This window comes from Jeongeupia naejangsanensis, from assembly GCF_016865585.1.
Lineage (GTDB): Bacteria > Pseudomonadota > Gammaproteobacteria > Burkholderiales > Chitinibacteraceae > Jeongeupia > Jeongeupia naejangsanensis.
This window is the reverse complement of record NZ_JAESND010000006.1, coordinates 56,584-70,635: the sequence shown is the minus strand read 5'-3', so window position 1 is coordinate 70,635 and position 14,052 is coordinate 56,584. Positions and strand designations below refer to the sequence as shown.

At 63.5% G+C, this 14,052-nt stretch carries 14 protein-coding genes; 6 read left to right on the top strand and 8 right to left on the bottom strand.

The annotated features are described in order from the left end of the window. Nucleotides 1–54: 54 nt before the first annotated feature. Both trpS and JMJ54_RS12515 read right to left on the bottom strand, forming a co-directional pair. Nucleotides 55–1,074 (bottom strand): tryptophan--tRNA ligase, encoded by a 1,020-nt coding sequence (gene trpS / locus JMJ54_RS12520; protein WP_203538898.1) that lies wholly within the window; start codon nucleotides 1,072–1,074, stop codon nucleotides 55–57. 190 nt (nucleotides 1,075–1,264) lie between these two features. Then, complete coding sequence (locus tag JMJ54_RS12515) at nucleotides 1,265–2,059, bottom strand: TatD family hydrolase (protein WP_203538897.1); 795 nt, start codon at nucleotides 2,057–2,059, stop codon at nucleotides 1,265–1,267. 94 nt (nucleotides 2,060–2,153) lie between these two features. Between JMJ54_RS12515 and JMJ54_RS12510 the strand changes: the two genes are divergently transcribed. Beyond that, the gene (locus JMJ54_RS12510; protein ID WP_203538896.1) at nucleotides 2,154–3,101 is read left to right on the top strand and encodes a TerC family protein; all 948 of its coding nucleotides are present in this window, start codon (nucleotides 2,154–2,156) and stop codon (nucleotides 3,099–3,101) included. Between the two features lie 49 nt (nucleotides 3,102–3,150). Here JMJ54_RS12510 and JMJ54_RS12505 read toward each other — a convergent pair whose 3' ends face one another. Beyond that, on the bottom strand, nucleotides 3,151–4,212 hold the full coding sequence (locus JMJ54_RS12505; RefSeq protein ID WP_203538895.1) for a DUF475 domain-containing protein: 1,062 nt from the start codon (nucleotides 4,210–4,212) through the stop codon (nucleotides 3,151–3,153). Between the two features lie 168 nt (nucleotides 4,213–4,380). Between JMJ54_RS12505 and JMJ54_RS12500 the strand changes: the two genes are divergently transcribed. Together JMJ54_RS12500 and JMJ54_RS12495 are read left to right on the top strand one after the other, a co-directional pair. Then, a complete protein-coding gene (locus JMJ54_RS12500; RefSeq protein WP_203538894.1) occupies nucleotides 4,381–5,241 on the top strand; it encodes a PIG-L deacetylase family protein in 861 nt (286 codons plus the stop codon). Between the two features lie 143 nt (nucleotides 5,242–5,384). Continuing rightward, complete coding sequence (locus JMJ54_RS12495) at nucleotides 5,385–6,077, top strand: aspartate/glutamate racemase family protein (protein ID WP_203538893.1); 693 nt, start codon at nucleotides 5,385–5,387, stop codon at nucleotides 6,075–6,077. On the opposite strand, the gene JMJ54_RS12490 is transcribed toward JMJ54_RS12495, so the two are convergent. From JMJ54_RS12490 to coaD, 4 genes are all read right to left on the bottom strand, one after another. Then, on the bottom strand, nucleotides 6,078–7,517 hold the full coding sequence (locus JMJ54_RS12490) for an exonuclease domain-containing protein (protein ID WP_203538892.1): 1,440 nt from the start codon (nucleotides 7,515–7,517) through the stop codon (nucleotides 6,078–6,080). Beyond that, nucleotides 7,493–8,431 carry a class I SAM-dependent methyltransferase gene (locus JMJ54_RS12485; protein WP_203538891.1) on the bottom strand — a complete coding sequence of 313 codons (939 nt, stop codon included), beginning with the start codon at nucleotides 8,429–8,431 and terminating at the stop codon, nucleotides 7,493–7,495. The genes JMJ54_RS12490 and JMJ54_RS12485 overlap by 25 nt, the downstream gene beginning before the upstream one ends. A 111-nt stretch (nucleotides 8,432–8,542) precedes the next feature. Continuing rightward, entirely contained in the window at nucleotides 8,543–8,743 is a 201-nt protein-coding gene (locus tag JMJ54_RS12480) for a hypothetical protein (RefSeq protein WP_203538890.1), read from the bottom strand. A gap of 301 nt (nucleotides 8,744–9,044) precedes the next feature. After that, nucleotides 9,045–9,539, bottom strand: coding sequence for a pantetheine-phosphate adenylyltransferase (gene coaD / locus JMJ54_RS12475; RefSeq protein ID WP_203538889.1), 495 nt, complete (start codon nucleotides 9,537–9,539; stop codon nucleotides 9,045–9,047). A 152-nt stretch (nucleotides 9,540–9,691) separates the two neighbouring features. Between coaD and JMJ54_RS12470 the strand changes: the two genes are divergently transcribed. The 3 genes from JMJ54_RS12470 (at nucleotide 9,692) to JMJ54_RS12460 (ending at nucleotide 12,830) form a co-directional block, all read left to right on the top strand. Continuing rightward, on the top strand, nucleotides 9,692–10,816 hold the full coding sequence (locus tag JMJ54_RS12470; protein WP_203538888.1) for an ABC transporter substrate-binding protein: 1,125 nt from the start codon (nucleotides 9,692–9,694) through the stop codon (nucleotides 10,814–10,816). Between the two features lie 76 nt (nucleotides 10,817–10,892). Continuing rightward, entirely contained in the window at nucleotides 10,893–11,240 is a 348-nt protein-coding gene (locus JMJ54_RS12465; protein WP_203538887.1) for a DUF4870 domain-containing protein, read from the top strand. A gap of 144 nt (nucleotides 11,241–11,384) precedes the next feature. Next, a complete protein-coding gene (locus JMJ54_RS12460) occupies nucleotides 11,385–12,830 on the top strand; it encodes a GGDEF domain-containing protein (protein ID WP_203538886.1) in 1,446 nt (481 codons plus the stop codon). 31 nt (nucleotides 12,831–12,861) lie between these two features. Here the strand turns inward: JMJ54_RS12460 and dnaJ are convergent, their stop codons facing one another. Then, nucleotides 12,862–13,992: a molecular chaperone DnaJ gene (dnaJ, locus tag JMJ54_RS12455; RefSeq protein WP_203538885.1), complete on the bottom strand. Its 1,131-nt coding sequence runs from the start codon at nucleotides 13,990–13,992 to the stop codon at nucleotides 12,862–12,864. Between the last annotated feature and the right edge of the window lie 60 nt (nucleotides 13,993–14,052).

The window sequence follows — 14,052 nt, the reverse complement described above, 5'->3', positions numbered from 1 at the left end:
ATGCAAAAAAGCGAGGCGCCTGCCTCGCTTTTTTCGTTCCGGCGCCCATGGCACTCAGAAGTAGTTGAGCCCCAGCGCGGCTTTGACTTCGGACAGCGTCTGCGCTGCGACAGCGCGTGCCTTGTCGGTGCCCTGCGCCAGCATCCGCATCACTTCGACCGGATCCTTGGCGAACTCGGCACGACGCTCGCGGATCGGCGCCAGCAGCGCCTGCAACCGTTGCTCGAGGTGGCGCTTGATCACCATATCGCCCAGACCACCGCGGCGGTACTTGGCCTTCAGGTCGTCAACGAAGGCGATATCCGGCTCGAAGGCGTCGAGGTAGGTGAACACCACATTGCCCTCGACCTGACCCGGGTCGTCGACGCGCAGATGGTTCGGGTCGGTGTACATCATCTTCACCGCCTTGCTGACCTCGTCGGCGCTCGCCGACAGCGCCAGCGCATTGCCGAGCGACTTGCTCATCTTGGCCTTGCCGTCGATCCCCGGCAGCCGGCCCAGCGCCGGAATCACCGGCGCGGCTTCGACCAGGATGTCCTGGCCGACATTGGTGTTGAACTTGCGGACGATCTCGTTCGACTGCTCGATCATCGGTGCCTGATCGGCTCCCACCGGTACCAGCGTGGCCTTGAATGCGGTGATGTCGGCCGTCTGGCTGACCGGGTAGGCGAGGAAGCCGGCCGGAATGTCACGCTGGAAGTCGCGCAGGCGGATCTCCTCCTTCACCGTCGGATTGCGCTCCAGCCGCGCCACGGTGACCAGATTCAGATAGTAGAACGTCAGCTCGGTCAGCTCCGGCAGCTGCGACTGGATGAAGATCGTGCTTTTCGCCGGATCGATGCCGACGGCCAGATAGTCGAGCGCGACCTCGAGCACATTGCGGCGCACCTTGTCGCGGTCGCCCATATTGTCGGTAAAGGCCTGCGCGTCAGCCAGCATTAGGAACTGCGTATGCTGGTCCTGAAAAGTGATGCGGTTCTTCAGCGAGCCGACGTAGTGGCCCAGATGCAGCGGTCCGGTCGGCCGGTCGCCGGTCAGGATGATCTGGTTCGGGGGAATGGCGTTGCTGTTCATCGTGCGGGCTCCCTGATCGGAATGGTCTGAGCCGCTGAACCGGTACCGCAAAAACACACATGCCGCCCGGTCCGGCGGCATGGTTCGCGCAAACATCGCGGCCTGCCGCTAATTCAGCGGCGCCACCAGCGGCACGAGGCCGGACGGATGATTGCAGGTATCGGGTACATGCAGGGCATTCTGGTCGCGATCAGCCCGGCTGTCCAGCCTGCAGCCTGCCCAGCGGCCCGAGTACCGCCTCGGTATTGGTCATGCAGACGTGCTGCACCGTATCGACATCAAGGCCGCGCAATTCGGCCAGCACCGCTGCGATGCTCGGCAGCTGGTCCGGCGCGTTGCGGCCCGGTGGCGGACCGGCGAGCCACGCCGGCGCGATGTCCGGGGCGTCGGTTTCGAGCACGATGCCGTCGAGCGGCAACTCGGCCGCCAGTCGCCGGATGCGCTGCGATCCGCTATAGGTCATTGCGCCGCCGAAGCCGAGCTTGAAGCCCAGCTTGAGGAATGCCTCTGCCTGCTGGGCGCTGCCGTTGAAGGCATGGGCAATGCCGCCGCGAACCCGCCACTTGCGCAGGTACTTGAGCACCTGATCCTGGCTGCGACGGATATGGACGATCACCGGCAGGTCGGCCTCGCGCGCGATGCGCAGCTGGGCCTCGAAAAGTGCCACCTGCCTTGCTGCATCCAGCCCGGGCACATAGAAGTCGAGACCGATCTCGCCGACTGCAACCGCAGGTTCCCGCGTCAGCCGGTCGCTGAGCGCCTGAAGGTGTTCGTCACGGTGTTCGGCCACATAGATCGGGTGCAGGCCGTAAGCGACGGCACAGCCGTAACGCTCGCGCATCTGCCGCGTGGCATCAAACATCGCGGCGCCGACGGACGGTACGACCAGCTGCCCGACCCCCGCGGCGATAGCAGCAGCAACGACCCGATCACGGTCGGCATCGAATTCGGGGGCATCAAGGTGACAATGACTATCGATCAGCACGGAACTCTCACGAGCATTTACTATCTGTGTCTAACTGGCGGCCGCGCACTGCGGCCACTACATCAAGAATAGTGCCATACCGAATGGGGATCATATGGGCAGTGAATTATGGATTTGGGGCGTGTTCATCGGCGTGGTTCTCACGCTGCTCGCCTTCGACCTCGGCTTCCTGAACCGCGGCAACAATGAAATCAGCATCAAGAAGAGCCTGAAGCTCTCGGCGTTCTACATCGGCGCAGGCCTGCTGTTCGGCGCTTGGGTCTGGTCGTTCAAGGGCCCGCAGGCCGGGATGGATTACTTCACCGGCTTCCTGGTCGAGAAATCGCTGTCGATGGACAACGTGTTCATCATCTCGCTGATCTTCACCAGTCTGGCGATTCCGCGCGAGCTGCAGCACCGCGTGCTGTTCTGGGGCATTCTCGGCGCCATCGTCATGCGGGCGGTCATGATCGGCCTCGGCGCGGCGCTGGTCCACCAGTTCAGCTGGATCCTGCTGGTGTTCGGAGCCTTCCTGATCATTACCGGCATCAAGATGCTGCTCGCCAACGACGAAGACCCGGATATCGAGAACAACCGGATGTTCAAGTTCTTCAAGCGTCATCTGCGCATGGTGCCGACGCTACAGGGCAACCACTTCTTCGTCCGTGGCGAGTCGATCGGCAAGAAGGCCGGCTGGTGGGCGACACCGCTGTTCCTGGCGCTGGTGATGGTCGAAGCCGCCGACCTCGTGTTCGCGGTCGACAGCATCCCGGCGATCTTCGCGATCACGCAGGATCCGTTCATCGTCTACACGTCGAACATCTTCGCCATCCTCGGCCTGCGCGCGCTGTACTTCGCGCTGGCAGCGATGGTGCACCGCTTCCACTACCTCAAGTACGCGCTGGCCGTGGTGCTGGTGTTCATCGGCTGCAAGATCGGTCTCGTGTACATGAACGTGAAGATCCCGTCGGTGCTGTCGCTGACGGTGACCTTCGGCCTGCTGCTCGCCGGCGTGCTGTACTCGCTGTACAAGACCCGCGGCGAACCGCTACCGAAACACTGATTCCCTGCTCGGGACTCACCATGAAAAACGGCCCCTCGGGGCCGTTTTCTCATTTGCGGTCGGCCTCGCGGCGATTCAGCCACCACGAGTGCAGAGCGGCAACGACAATCAGCACCGCTGCGATCCCCCCGGTCATGGCCTCGGGCACATGGACCAGCGGTGCCAGCAGCATCACCGCAGCCAGCGAGCCGATGGCCCAGAACGCCCCGTGTTCGAGATAGCGGAGCGTCGACAGCGTGCCTTTCTCAACCAGCAGGATCGTGAAGCTGCGGACGAACATCGCGCCGACACCGAGCCCGATCACGATCAGGAAGATGTTCTTGGTCAGCGCAAACGCACCGAGCACACCGTCGAACGAGAACGATGCATCGAGCAGCTCTAGATAGATGAAGCCTGACCAGCCGGTCTTGGCCGCCGCGCCGTCATCACCCAATAGTGCCCCGAGACTTTCGACGATGGCATAGGTCACCACGCCCCACAGGCCGGCGGAGAGGAAGCGGTAAGCCTCGTGCTCGGGCAGCTCGCTCGCAAGCGCCAGCAGCACGGCCAGCGACAGGATCGCCGCCGCCATGTTCAACCGGCCGATGTGGGCCAGCCCGGCCTCCAGCGGCTTGATCCAGTGCTCGCGCTTCTCGCGGTTCAGGAAGAACGCCCAGAACACCATCATCAGGAAGGCACCGCCGAACGCGGTCACCTCGATGTGCGCCGACGTCAGCGTCGCGGCATAGTGGTCGGGGCGCATGATCGCCATCGTCAGCACGTCGCTGGCGGGCCAGTGGCCATTGATCGCCCATTCGTACAGCGAGATCGGCCCCGGCAGCGGCGACGCCTGCGCGATCACGCCGACGATCACCAGCGGGAACAGCAGACGCATGCCGAATACGGCAATCAGCATCCCCCAGAGCAGGAAGCGGCGGCGCCACTTCTCGTCCCAGTGTTTCAGGATCGACGCGTTGACGACGGCGTTGTCGAACGACAGGCTGGTTTCGAGCAGGGCCAGATTGAAGGTGACCCAGAGCCCGACCCAGCCGCCGATCATCCACGCCAGTACAAGGCCGACCGCGGTAACGGCAAACGAAGTGTGGAAATAGCGCAGCATGACGAACAGCATAGTGGCAAAGCGCCATTATGCCTGCGAAACCGGCCTGCCCAGCCAGGCGACAGCCGGCCTCGTCTGATCCAGCACAAGCCCGGGTACGGTGGGCTTGGTCCGCGTCAGCCAATGCCTCTATACTTTTGGCTTTGCACAATACGCTGTTTCCCCCGAACGGAGCCCCGCATGAGTCACGCCTATCACGATCTGGTTCAAGCGCATGACGCGCTGCTGCAAAAACAGGATGCCCCGCTGTACAGCTCGCTCGAAGGCCTGAATCTGCCCACCCGCGCCGCGCCCGCCGCCGACGCCCCGGTCGTCATGATCTTTGCGCCGCATCCGGACGACGAATGCATCATCGGTGCCCTGCCGCTGCGACTTGGCCGCGAAGCCGGCTTCCGCGTCGTCAACGTGGCCGTTACCCAGGGTTCCAACCTGAAGCGTCAGCCGGAGCGCTGGGTCGAAGTGTCGAACGCCTGCGAGCTGCTCGGCTGGGAACTGCAGGAAACCATTCCCGGCGGCCTGATGGGCGTATCGCCGAAGACCCGCAACGATGACCCGGTGGCCTGGGCCGAGAAGGTCAGCGTGCTTGCTGCGCTGATCGAAAAATACCAGCCGGCCGTCTGTGTGCTCCCGCACGACAACGACTACCATTCGGCGCACATCGGCACCCACTTCCTGGTCATCGACGCACTCAAGCGGGCCGGCCACGCCTGCACCGTTGCGCAAAGCGAATTCTGGCGCCAGATGGACGCACCGAACGCGCTGATCGCCACCAGCAACAGCGATACCGCCGACCTGATCGCCGCGCTGGCGTGCCATGTCGAGGAAGTACGCCGCAACCCCTATCACCTGCGACTGCCGGGCTGGATGGCCGACAACGTTCGCCGTGGCGCCGAAGTCTGCGGCGGCCAGGGTGCGGCTGCGCCGACGTTCTCGTTCGGCACGATCTACAAGGTCAGCCGCTTCGACGGTGGCCAATTGCTCGACAACCCGGCCAAATACACGCTGGCCGAAGGTGACGACATCAAGGCGCTACTGGGCTGATTCGCTTCATCCGCCCTGCTTGAGAAACGGCTGCCCTGGCAGCCGTTTTTTTTGTATCGGGATCGTCGGCGATCAGGTGTATCTGTCGGCCCCGGTCACGATCGGCGATGCTGAAGGCAATGACTGCATCCATGGAGAAACCGATGAAAACCATCGGACTGATCGGCGGCATGAGCTGGGAATCGACCGTCGTCTACTACCAGGAAATCAACCGTCGCGTCGCCCGACGCCTCGGCGGCATGCACAGCGCGCGCATCGTTGTCGACTCGATCGATTTCGCCGAACTGGTGCCGCTGCAGGAGCGCGGGGACTGGGAGGCGGCTGGTGCCTTGCTCGCCGCGTCGGCCCGGAGGCTGGCCGCCGCCGGCGCCGATGTCGTGCTGATCGGTGCCAATACCATGCACAAGGTCGCCGCCGACGTCGAAGCCGCCACATCGTTGCCCCTGCTGCATATTGCTGACGCCACCGCAGCCCGGCTTCGCGCCGCAGGCCACACTTGCATCGGCCTGCTCGGCACCCGTTACACGATGGAGCAGGCCTTCTACACCGGCCGGCTCGCAGAGCACGGCATCGAAGTCCTGATCCCGGACACCGGCGGCCGCGAACGCGTTCACCGGGTCATTTACGACGAACTCTGCAAGGGCGTGTTCTCCGAGTCGGGTCGTACGATCTACCGCGAGGAGATGGCTGCACTGGCGACCCGTGGCGCCAGCGCCATCGTGCTCGGCTGCACCGAAATCGGCCTGCTCGTTTCCGCCGGCGACAGCCGGGCTCCCCTGTTCGATACCGCGCTGATCCACGCGCAAGCCGCCGCCGACTGGGCGCTGGGCACCTGACTAGAAGCGCAGCACCTCGCCGGCACGGCGCTTGAGTTCGAACTGGATCAGCTTGTAGCCGTCGAAATCGAATTCGGCCGGCCCCGCAGCCAGCAAAGCCTCAAGCTCGCTGGCGTCGTGGATTACGCCGAGATGGCACCAGCGGTCGATGACATGGATCTCGGGCGCCCACGCCGGCCCTTCGGCCAGCCCCACCGGCCCCGGGTATGGCCAGTCGGCAAAGCTGTGCTTGGCCAGCAGCGACAGCAGCCGGGCATTGTGCGTCGCCAGCGGCTCCCGGCCCACGCAGGCCCCCCGGCATTTGCCCAAGGGCTGGGCGCTGCAGGGTGCTGCAACGACGGGGCGCGGCTCGAGGCCGAGCAGCTGCCGGCACAGACCCGTGCCATCGGCCAGCTTGTCGAGCAGGCGTTGTGCATCGCGGCGCGCGCGAAACGGGCCGAACACGAAGTCGCGTTGCGGATCGACAGGGCCCAAGACGGCAAGATCGACGACCTCGGGCAGCAGCGCCGCATCGCACGCCTCGCGCAGGCGCAGCACGCACGCGCCGGCACTTTTCTTCGGCCGCGGGTTGTAGACCGGCTTGAGGGTGCGGATCAGCCTCGCCTCGTCGAGCATCGCGCCGAATTCGCCGGCCGATTCGCGCCAGTCGATGCGGGCCAGCCTGCCCAGCATTTCCAGCTCGCGCGGTTTGCGTGCATCGGCGGCGAAATGCTGCAACACCCGCTTGCGGATGTTGTGGCTGCGCCCGACCAGCAGGACCGTACCGTCGGCGGCATAAAAGGTGTAGCAACCGCCGGTTTCCGGCAACTCGTCGACCACCGCCGGGTCAAGTCCGGCCGGGATGCGTGGCTGGCGCAACAGCTCGGCAATGGCCTGGTGCAGTGCCTCAAACGGATGCTCGCGCAGCACCACGTCGAGAAAGGCCGGCAGCAGCGCGGCATCGCTCAGGGCGCGGTGGCGGTCCCCGTCGATCGCCAACTGGTGCCGTGCGACCAGCGCATCGAGGCTGTGCTTGAACTGGTCCGGATAGAGCTTGCGCGACAGCTTGACCGTGCACAGCACCGGCGCCGAAAAACGCAGCCCCAGCCGCTGGAATTCCTGCTTCAGGAAGCCGTAGTCGAAACGGGCGTTATGGGCGACGAACACCCGGCCCTGCAGCTTTGCCAGCACCGTTTCGGCCAGCTCGGCAAACGTCGGCGCGCTGGCAACCATGGCGTCGTCGATCCCGGTCAGCCGCTGGATGAAGGGCGGAATCGGCTGTTGCGGATTGACGAGGCTGGACCAGCTGCGCACGCCGTCGTCGTCGACCTGAACAATGCCAACTTCGGTGATCCGGTCGCTGGCCGGAGTCGCACCGGTGGTTTCGAGATCGACGAAAACCAGCGGTTCGCTGTAATAGGGATTCGCCACGCGGTTCAACGTTTCACGAAACGGAAGCACTGGTGGATCCGCTTGTTGCGGAAATCCTCCGGCACCGACTGCGCCGAGATGTCCTCGCACAGGGGCAGCAGCGATTCGTCGAGCTTGAAGCGCCGCAGGTTGTTCGAGAAATACAGCACACCGCCCGGATTGAGGAGATCGAGGGCGGTTTCGACCAGATAGCGCTGGTCGCGCTGCACATCGAGAATGCCGGCCATTTTCTTCGAGTTCGAGAACGACGGCGGATCACAGACGATCAGGTCGAACTTCTCCCCGGCCCGTTCGGCATCGCCGAGCCATTGCAGGACATCGGCACGGACCTGCGTATGCGCCGGGGTATCGAGGCCGTTTTCGGCGAGATTCCGCTTGGCCCACGCCAAGTAGGTGTTCGACAGATCGACCGAGACCGTCTCGCGCGCGCCACCGGCCGCCGCATAGACCGAAAACGCTCCGGTGTAGCAAAACAGATTGAGCACGCGCTTGCCGGCCGACTCGGCGCGCACGCGCTTTCGGGTGTTGCGATGGTCGAGAAACAGACCGGTATCGAGATAGGCATCGAGATTGACGATGAAACGCAGCCCGTCTTCCTCGACGATGAACTCGTCGCCCTCTGCGCCGGTTTTCTCGTACTGCGATTCGCCCTTCTGGCGCCGGCGCAGCTTGATGGCAATGTCATCCTCGGCAATGCCGAGCGCCTCGCCCGTGGCATACCAGATTTCCGCCAGCCAGGCTTCGTGATCCTCGTCGGTCTGGACCCAGCCGGTTTCGACCTCGGCCAGATGCACCTTGCCCGCGTACCAGTCGACCACCACCGGAAACTCCGGCACGTCGCGGTCGTACAGCCGGTAGCACTGAATGCCGTGACGGCGGGCCCACTTGCCCCAATGCTTGGCATTCTTGGCAAGGCGGTTCTTGTAACTGGAAAGGTCGCTCATCGGGCGGCACAACACGAAGGGTAAAGCCGCATTCTACCGGATGCACCGGCATCGCCGGACGTGCAAAAGGCGGCACATGGCCGCCTTGTCTTCAACAGTAACGACACCCCGTCACATGCCGCCACCACCGCCACGACCTCCGCCGCCAGCGTTGCTGCCCGGCCCGGCCTGCTTTTGCAGCCAGTTGATCTGATCCAGACCCGAACCATGATCGCTGGTCGGAATGTCATTGGGCGCGACCATTGCGGCAAACGCCGCAGCCGAGAACAGACTGGCGAGTAAAAAGGCGATCCACTTGGAAAGAGTACGCATTATTGCAGTCCTCCTTGTTGAGGTCCTGCTTTGACCCCACCGTCTCCCTCAAGTGCCGTACGCCGATACCAGTCCGGATGGACGGAGCAAGCCGACGACGTTGGTCGGCGTACCGTCGCCCCATCGGCACACGCAAACTTACTTCAAAGCGTCGCCATCTCACCCGAACAACGGCAAAACCCGCAAAAAACAAAAGATTTCTACAGTTGATTCCCCGCAGGTCGCCTACCGGGCGGCAATACCAGTCGTCACCTTACACCCCCAATGCGGCAGTGCACCTAGCCTACCTACCGGGCAGTCCTCAGCCCTGCGCCTGCCAGTGCAGCAGACGTTCGAACACCGCCGTGGGGACGTACTGGCGCACCACGCCCTCCCAGCCTTGCGGCCCGACCAGCCCCTTGACCATGGTCGAGCTGATTTCGGCAATCTCGCGTGGCGGCATCAGGAAGATGGTGTCGATATGCGGTGCCAGATCGGCGTTCACATAGCGCATCTTGCGCTCGAACTCGTAATCGGCAGCCTCGCGAATGCCACGAAGGATGTAATGCGCGCCTTCCTCGCGCGCATAGTCGACCAGAAAGCGGTTCTCGAAGGTCTCCACCCGAAGATTGGTCAGGTGCGCGGTGGTTTCGCGCAGCATGGCCACCCGCTCGTCCTGCGAGAAGGTGTAACGCTTGTCCGGATTTTCACCGATCGCGATGATCATCTCGTCGAAGAGCTGAACACCGTGCTCGATCATCCACAAATGACCATTGGTCACCGGATCAAAACTGCCTGCGTAAACGCCTCGCCGCATGGGCGCCATCCGCTGTCTGGGTTGTCGATGACGTCACTATAACATCGCGTCAAGTCGGCTATGTTGCGCCATGTCGATGCCCCGGCTACCCCGGTTTGTCTGGCAGCACGCGCTAATTTAAGATGGGCCGACATCAAAATGAGGAGATCGCCGTGTTGCGCAAGTTTCTGCTGGGAGCGGCACTGGTGCTGTCCCCGCTCGCCCAGGCCGATATCGTCATCGGCCAGTCGGTACCGACCACCGGCCTCGTCGCCAACACCGGCAGGGCGCTGGCGCTGGGCGCCTCGCTGTACTTCTCGCGCGTCAATGCCACGGGCGGCATCAACGGCGAACCGATCAACCACGTCGTCCGCGACGATGGCTACGATCCGAAACGGACCATCGCCAATACGCGCGAGCTGATCGACAAGGAAGGCGCAATCGCGCTGGTGTCGTACTACGGCACCGCGACCATGGCCGAGCTCGAAAAAACCAAGCTGCTCGACAACGCCGGCATTCCGCTCGTCGGCGTGCATTCGGGTGCCGACGTCCTGCGCACATCGAGCAGCAGCCCGTTCGTATTCCATACCCGCGCCAGCTACCGCCAGGAAGTCGAGCGCATCGTCAAGCTGCTCGCAGGCAATCTCGGCGTGACCCGGATCGGCGTCATCGCGCAGCAGGACGGCTACGGTCAGGCGGGCTACAACGCGCTGAAGGATACGCTCGCCAAATACAACCTGACCCTCGCCGGCGAAGCCTGGTACGACCGCAGCAACGGTGATACCAGCAAGGCCGCCAAGGAACTGGCCAAGATCAACCCGGAAGCCGTCGTCCTGATCACCGTGTCCAAACCGGCCGCCACGTTCGTCAAACAGTTCCGCACCGCCGGCGGCACCGCCCAGCTGTACGGCCTGTCGCCGATCCAGTTCGAGGAAGTCATCCAGACCGTCGGCAAGAAAAACGCGCATGGCCTGGGCATTTCCGAAGTCCTGCCCTATCCGCGCAACGAGCAGCTGCGCTTCGTACGCGAATTCCAGCAGGATGCCGGTGCCGTGCTGCGTGACGGCAGCACGCCGTCGTACGCCGTCATGGAAGGTTATCTGTCGGCACGCCTCGTCGTTGAAGCCCTCAAGCGTGCCGGCAAGAGCCCGACGCGCTCCGCGGTCTACAACGGGCTCACCTCGCTCAAGCACTATGATCTTGGCGGTTTCACCATCGATTTCGGCGACAAGAAACGCAGCGGCAGCAACTTTGTCGAGCTGACGATGATTTCGCCGACCGGTACACTGACACGCTGACGCGAGCAGTGACGATCCTGACGATGCCCCGCCCGCGGGGCATCGTCATTTCGCCCCTAACTAAAAGGAGACCGCCATGAACGACTTCCCCCGCCCGACCGGTGCCACCGACAAGAACAGCCAGACTTTTGCCGTCCTGGTCTGGATCGGCACGATCTTCTTCAGCTTCGTGCCGGCGCTGATCGTTTATCTGCTGAAGAAGGACGATGCCTTCCTGCAGGAGCACAGCAAGGAAGCGCTGAACTGGGCGATCACGATGCTGCTGCTGACGCTGATTGGCCAGGTCCTCACCATCGTGCTCGTCGGCTTTTTGCTGATCGGCATCATGGTGATTGCCCAATTGATCTTCTGCATCATCGGCGCCGTCAAGGCCAGCAACGGCCAGCCCTGCGTACTGCCGTTCAATATCCGCCTGATCAAGTAAGGCCGCGGCCAATAAAGCCGCATCCGACAAAAGCCGTCTTCAGGACGGCTTTTGTACATTCGACGCGCCGAAACCAAAAAAACCTTCCCAAGCCGCGCCGGCTCGCGTTGAATTAATGCAGTACCTCTTGCGCCCATCTTCGCCATGACGACGAAAAGCACGCTGCACGATCAACGCACTGGCTGGCCCGTCCACCATGCGCTGTCCAACGCGCTGCTGATCGGCTTGCTGACCTTCGGCATGGCCCTGCTGGGCATCATTACCCGGCCCATGGGTTTGCTCGCGGCATTCTGGCCGGCCAATGCCGTCCTGCTGGGCGTTTTCGTCCGCCACCCCCGCACCGCAAGGTGGCCATCCTGGCTTGGCGCACTTGCAGGGTTTGTTGCCGCCGATCTGCTGACCGGCAGCACCTGGACCAAGTCGCTGCTCCTGACGGCGGGCAACTTCGCCTTCGTTCTGGTCGGACTGCTGATCTATCAGACGCAGCGCGAGGAAATCCGCCTGCTGCGCCGCCCCGAATCCATCGTCTATCTGGTACTGATCATCGTCGCCGGCGCCCTGGCCGAAGGCGCCGTCGGCAGCGTCATCAATCCGGTCCTGTTTCACGGCAGCGCCGAGGCCGGGTTCTCGTACTGGTTCTCGGCCGAACTGGCCAACGCGCTCGCGATCGTGCCGGTGATCCTTGCCCTGCCGACCTGGCGCGCCTCGTCACCGGGCCGCGCCCGATTGATACGCTGGCCGACGATGGCGAAGTGGATGCCGGCGGCGGTCTTCGTCGCCAGCGTCATGATCGCAATCAGACTCAACGATTCGGGCTCGATTGCCTATCCGATTCCTGCGCTGCTCTGGTGCGCGATCAGCTACAGCCTGTTCACCACCAGCCTGCTCACGTCGATGTACGGCATTGCCATGATGCTCAGCATCTCGACCGGCCAGATGAGCCTCGGCGCCGCCACGTCCGACCTGCACACGCTGTTGGCGCTTCGCATCGCCATCGCCCTGATCGCGCTGGCGCCGCTGATGGTCGCGAGCGTCATGGGGGCACGCAACGCGCTGCTCAAGCAGCTGCAGCATCTCGCGTCCCACGATCCGCTCACCGATGCACTCAATCGCGGCGGGCTCATGGAGCGTGCCGATATGCTGATGCGGCAGCTCCACGACGCCCGGCAACCGGTATCGGTACTAATGCTCGATATCGACCACTTTAAATCGGTGAATGACCAGCACGGTCATGCCACCGGCGACCGTGTCCTGCGCGAGTTTGCCCGCATCGTCCACGGCATGCTGCGCGATACCGACGTGTTCGGCCGCATCGGTGGCGAGGAGTTTGTTGTCGTTCTGCCCAATTGCGGTCAGGACAACGCCTGGCAGATTGCCGAACGGATCCGCGCCCAGTTCGGTCAGCATGCGCTTTCATCCGAGGCTGCGGTACCGCTGCGCGCCACCGTCAGCATCGGCATCGCCAGCGCCGGGATTGCCATGCCGTCGCTCAGTACCCTGCTGCCCGATGCCGACCACGCGCTCTACCGGGCCAAGCATGCCGGACGCAATTGCGTCGCTGCCGCCGGAACAACAAAAAACCCCGGCTAAGCGGGGTTTTTTGCATCAGGAGCAACCTGCCTCAGGAAAAGAAATCCTTCACCTTGTCCATGAAGGACTTGGCACGCGGATTGTGCTTGCCCGGCTCGCCCTGGCTGATCTCCTCGAACTCCTTGAGCAGTTCCTTCTGGCGACTGGTCAGGCTCACCGGCGTCTCGAGGACGACGTGGCACATCAGGTCACCGGTGATCGCGCTGCGCACGCCCTTGATGCCCTTGCCGCGCAAGCGGAACACCTGCCCGGTCTGCGTGCCGGCCGGAATCGAGATCCGCGCCTTGTTGTCCAGCGTCGGAATTTCGATCTCGCCACCCAGCGCCGCCACGGTAATGCTAATCGGCATTTCGCAGTGCAGGTCGTTGCCTTCGCGTTCGAACACGCTGTGCGCCTTCAGGTGCACCACGACGTACAGATCGCCCGGCGGGCCGCCGTTGACGCCCGGCTCGCCTTCGCCGGACAGGCGGATGCGGTCGCCCTCGTCGACGCCGGCCGGAATCTTCACCGCCAGCGTCTTGTTCGACTGCACCCGGCCGGTGCCGTGACAGTTGCGGCACGGATCCGGAATGTAGCGGCCGCTGCCGTGGCAGGTCGGGCACGTCTGCTGGATGCTGAAGAAGCCCTGCGACACGCGCACCTGGCCGGCACCGCCGCAGGTATGGCAGGTCTTGGCCTCGGTACCCGGCTTGGCGCCGCTGCCGTGACACAGCTCGCATTCGTCGTGCGACGGGATCTTGATCTGCTTCTCGACGCCGCGCGCGGCTTCTTCGAGCGAGATTTCCATGTTGTAACGCAGGTCGGCACCGCGATAGACGTTCGAACGCCCGCCACCACCACGCTGACCGCCGCCGAAAATGTCGCCGAAGATGTCGGAGAACGCATCGGCAAAGCCGCCGGCACCGCCACCGAAACCGCCGCCCATCCCGGCCTGCGGGTCGACCCCGGCGTGGCCGTACTGGTCGTACGCGGCGCGTTTCTGCGGCTCGGAGAGGATCTCGTAGGCCTCCTTGGCCTCCTTGAACTTCTCTTCGGCTTCCTTGCTGTCCGGATTGCGGTCCGGATGGTACTTCATCGCCAGCTTGCGATACGCCTTCTTGATGTCGTCGTCGGAGGCATCACGATTGACCCCGAGCACATCGTAAAAATCTTTTTTTGACATGGATTCCACCTAAGCAAAAAGGCACCGGCCCGCCATGCGCGCCGTGTGCCTTTTCCAATA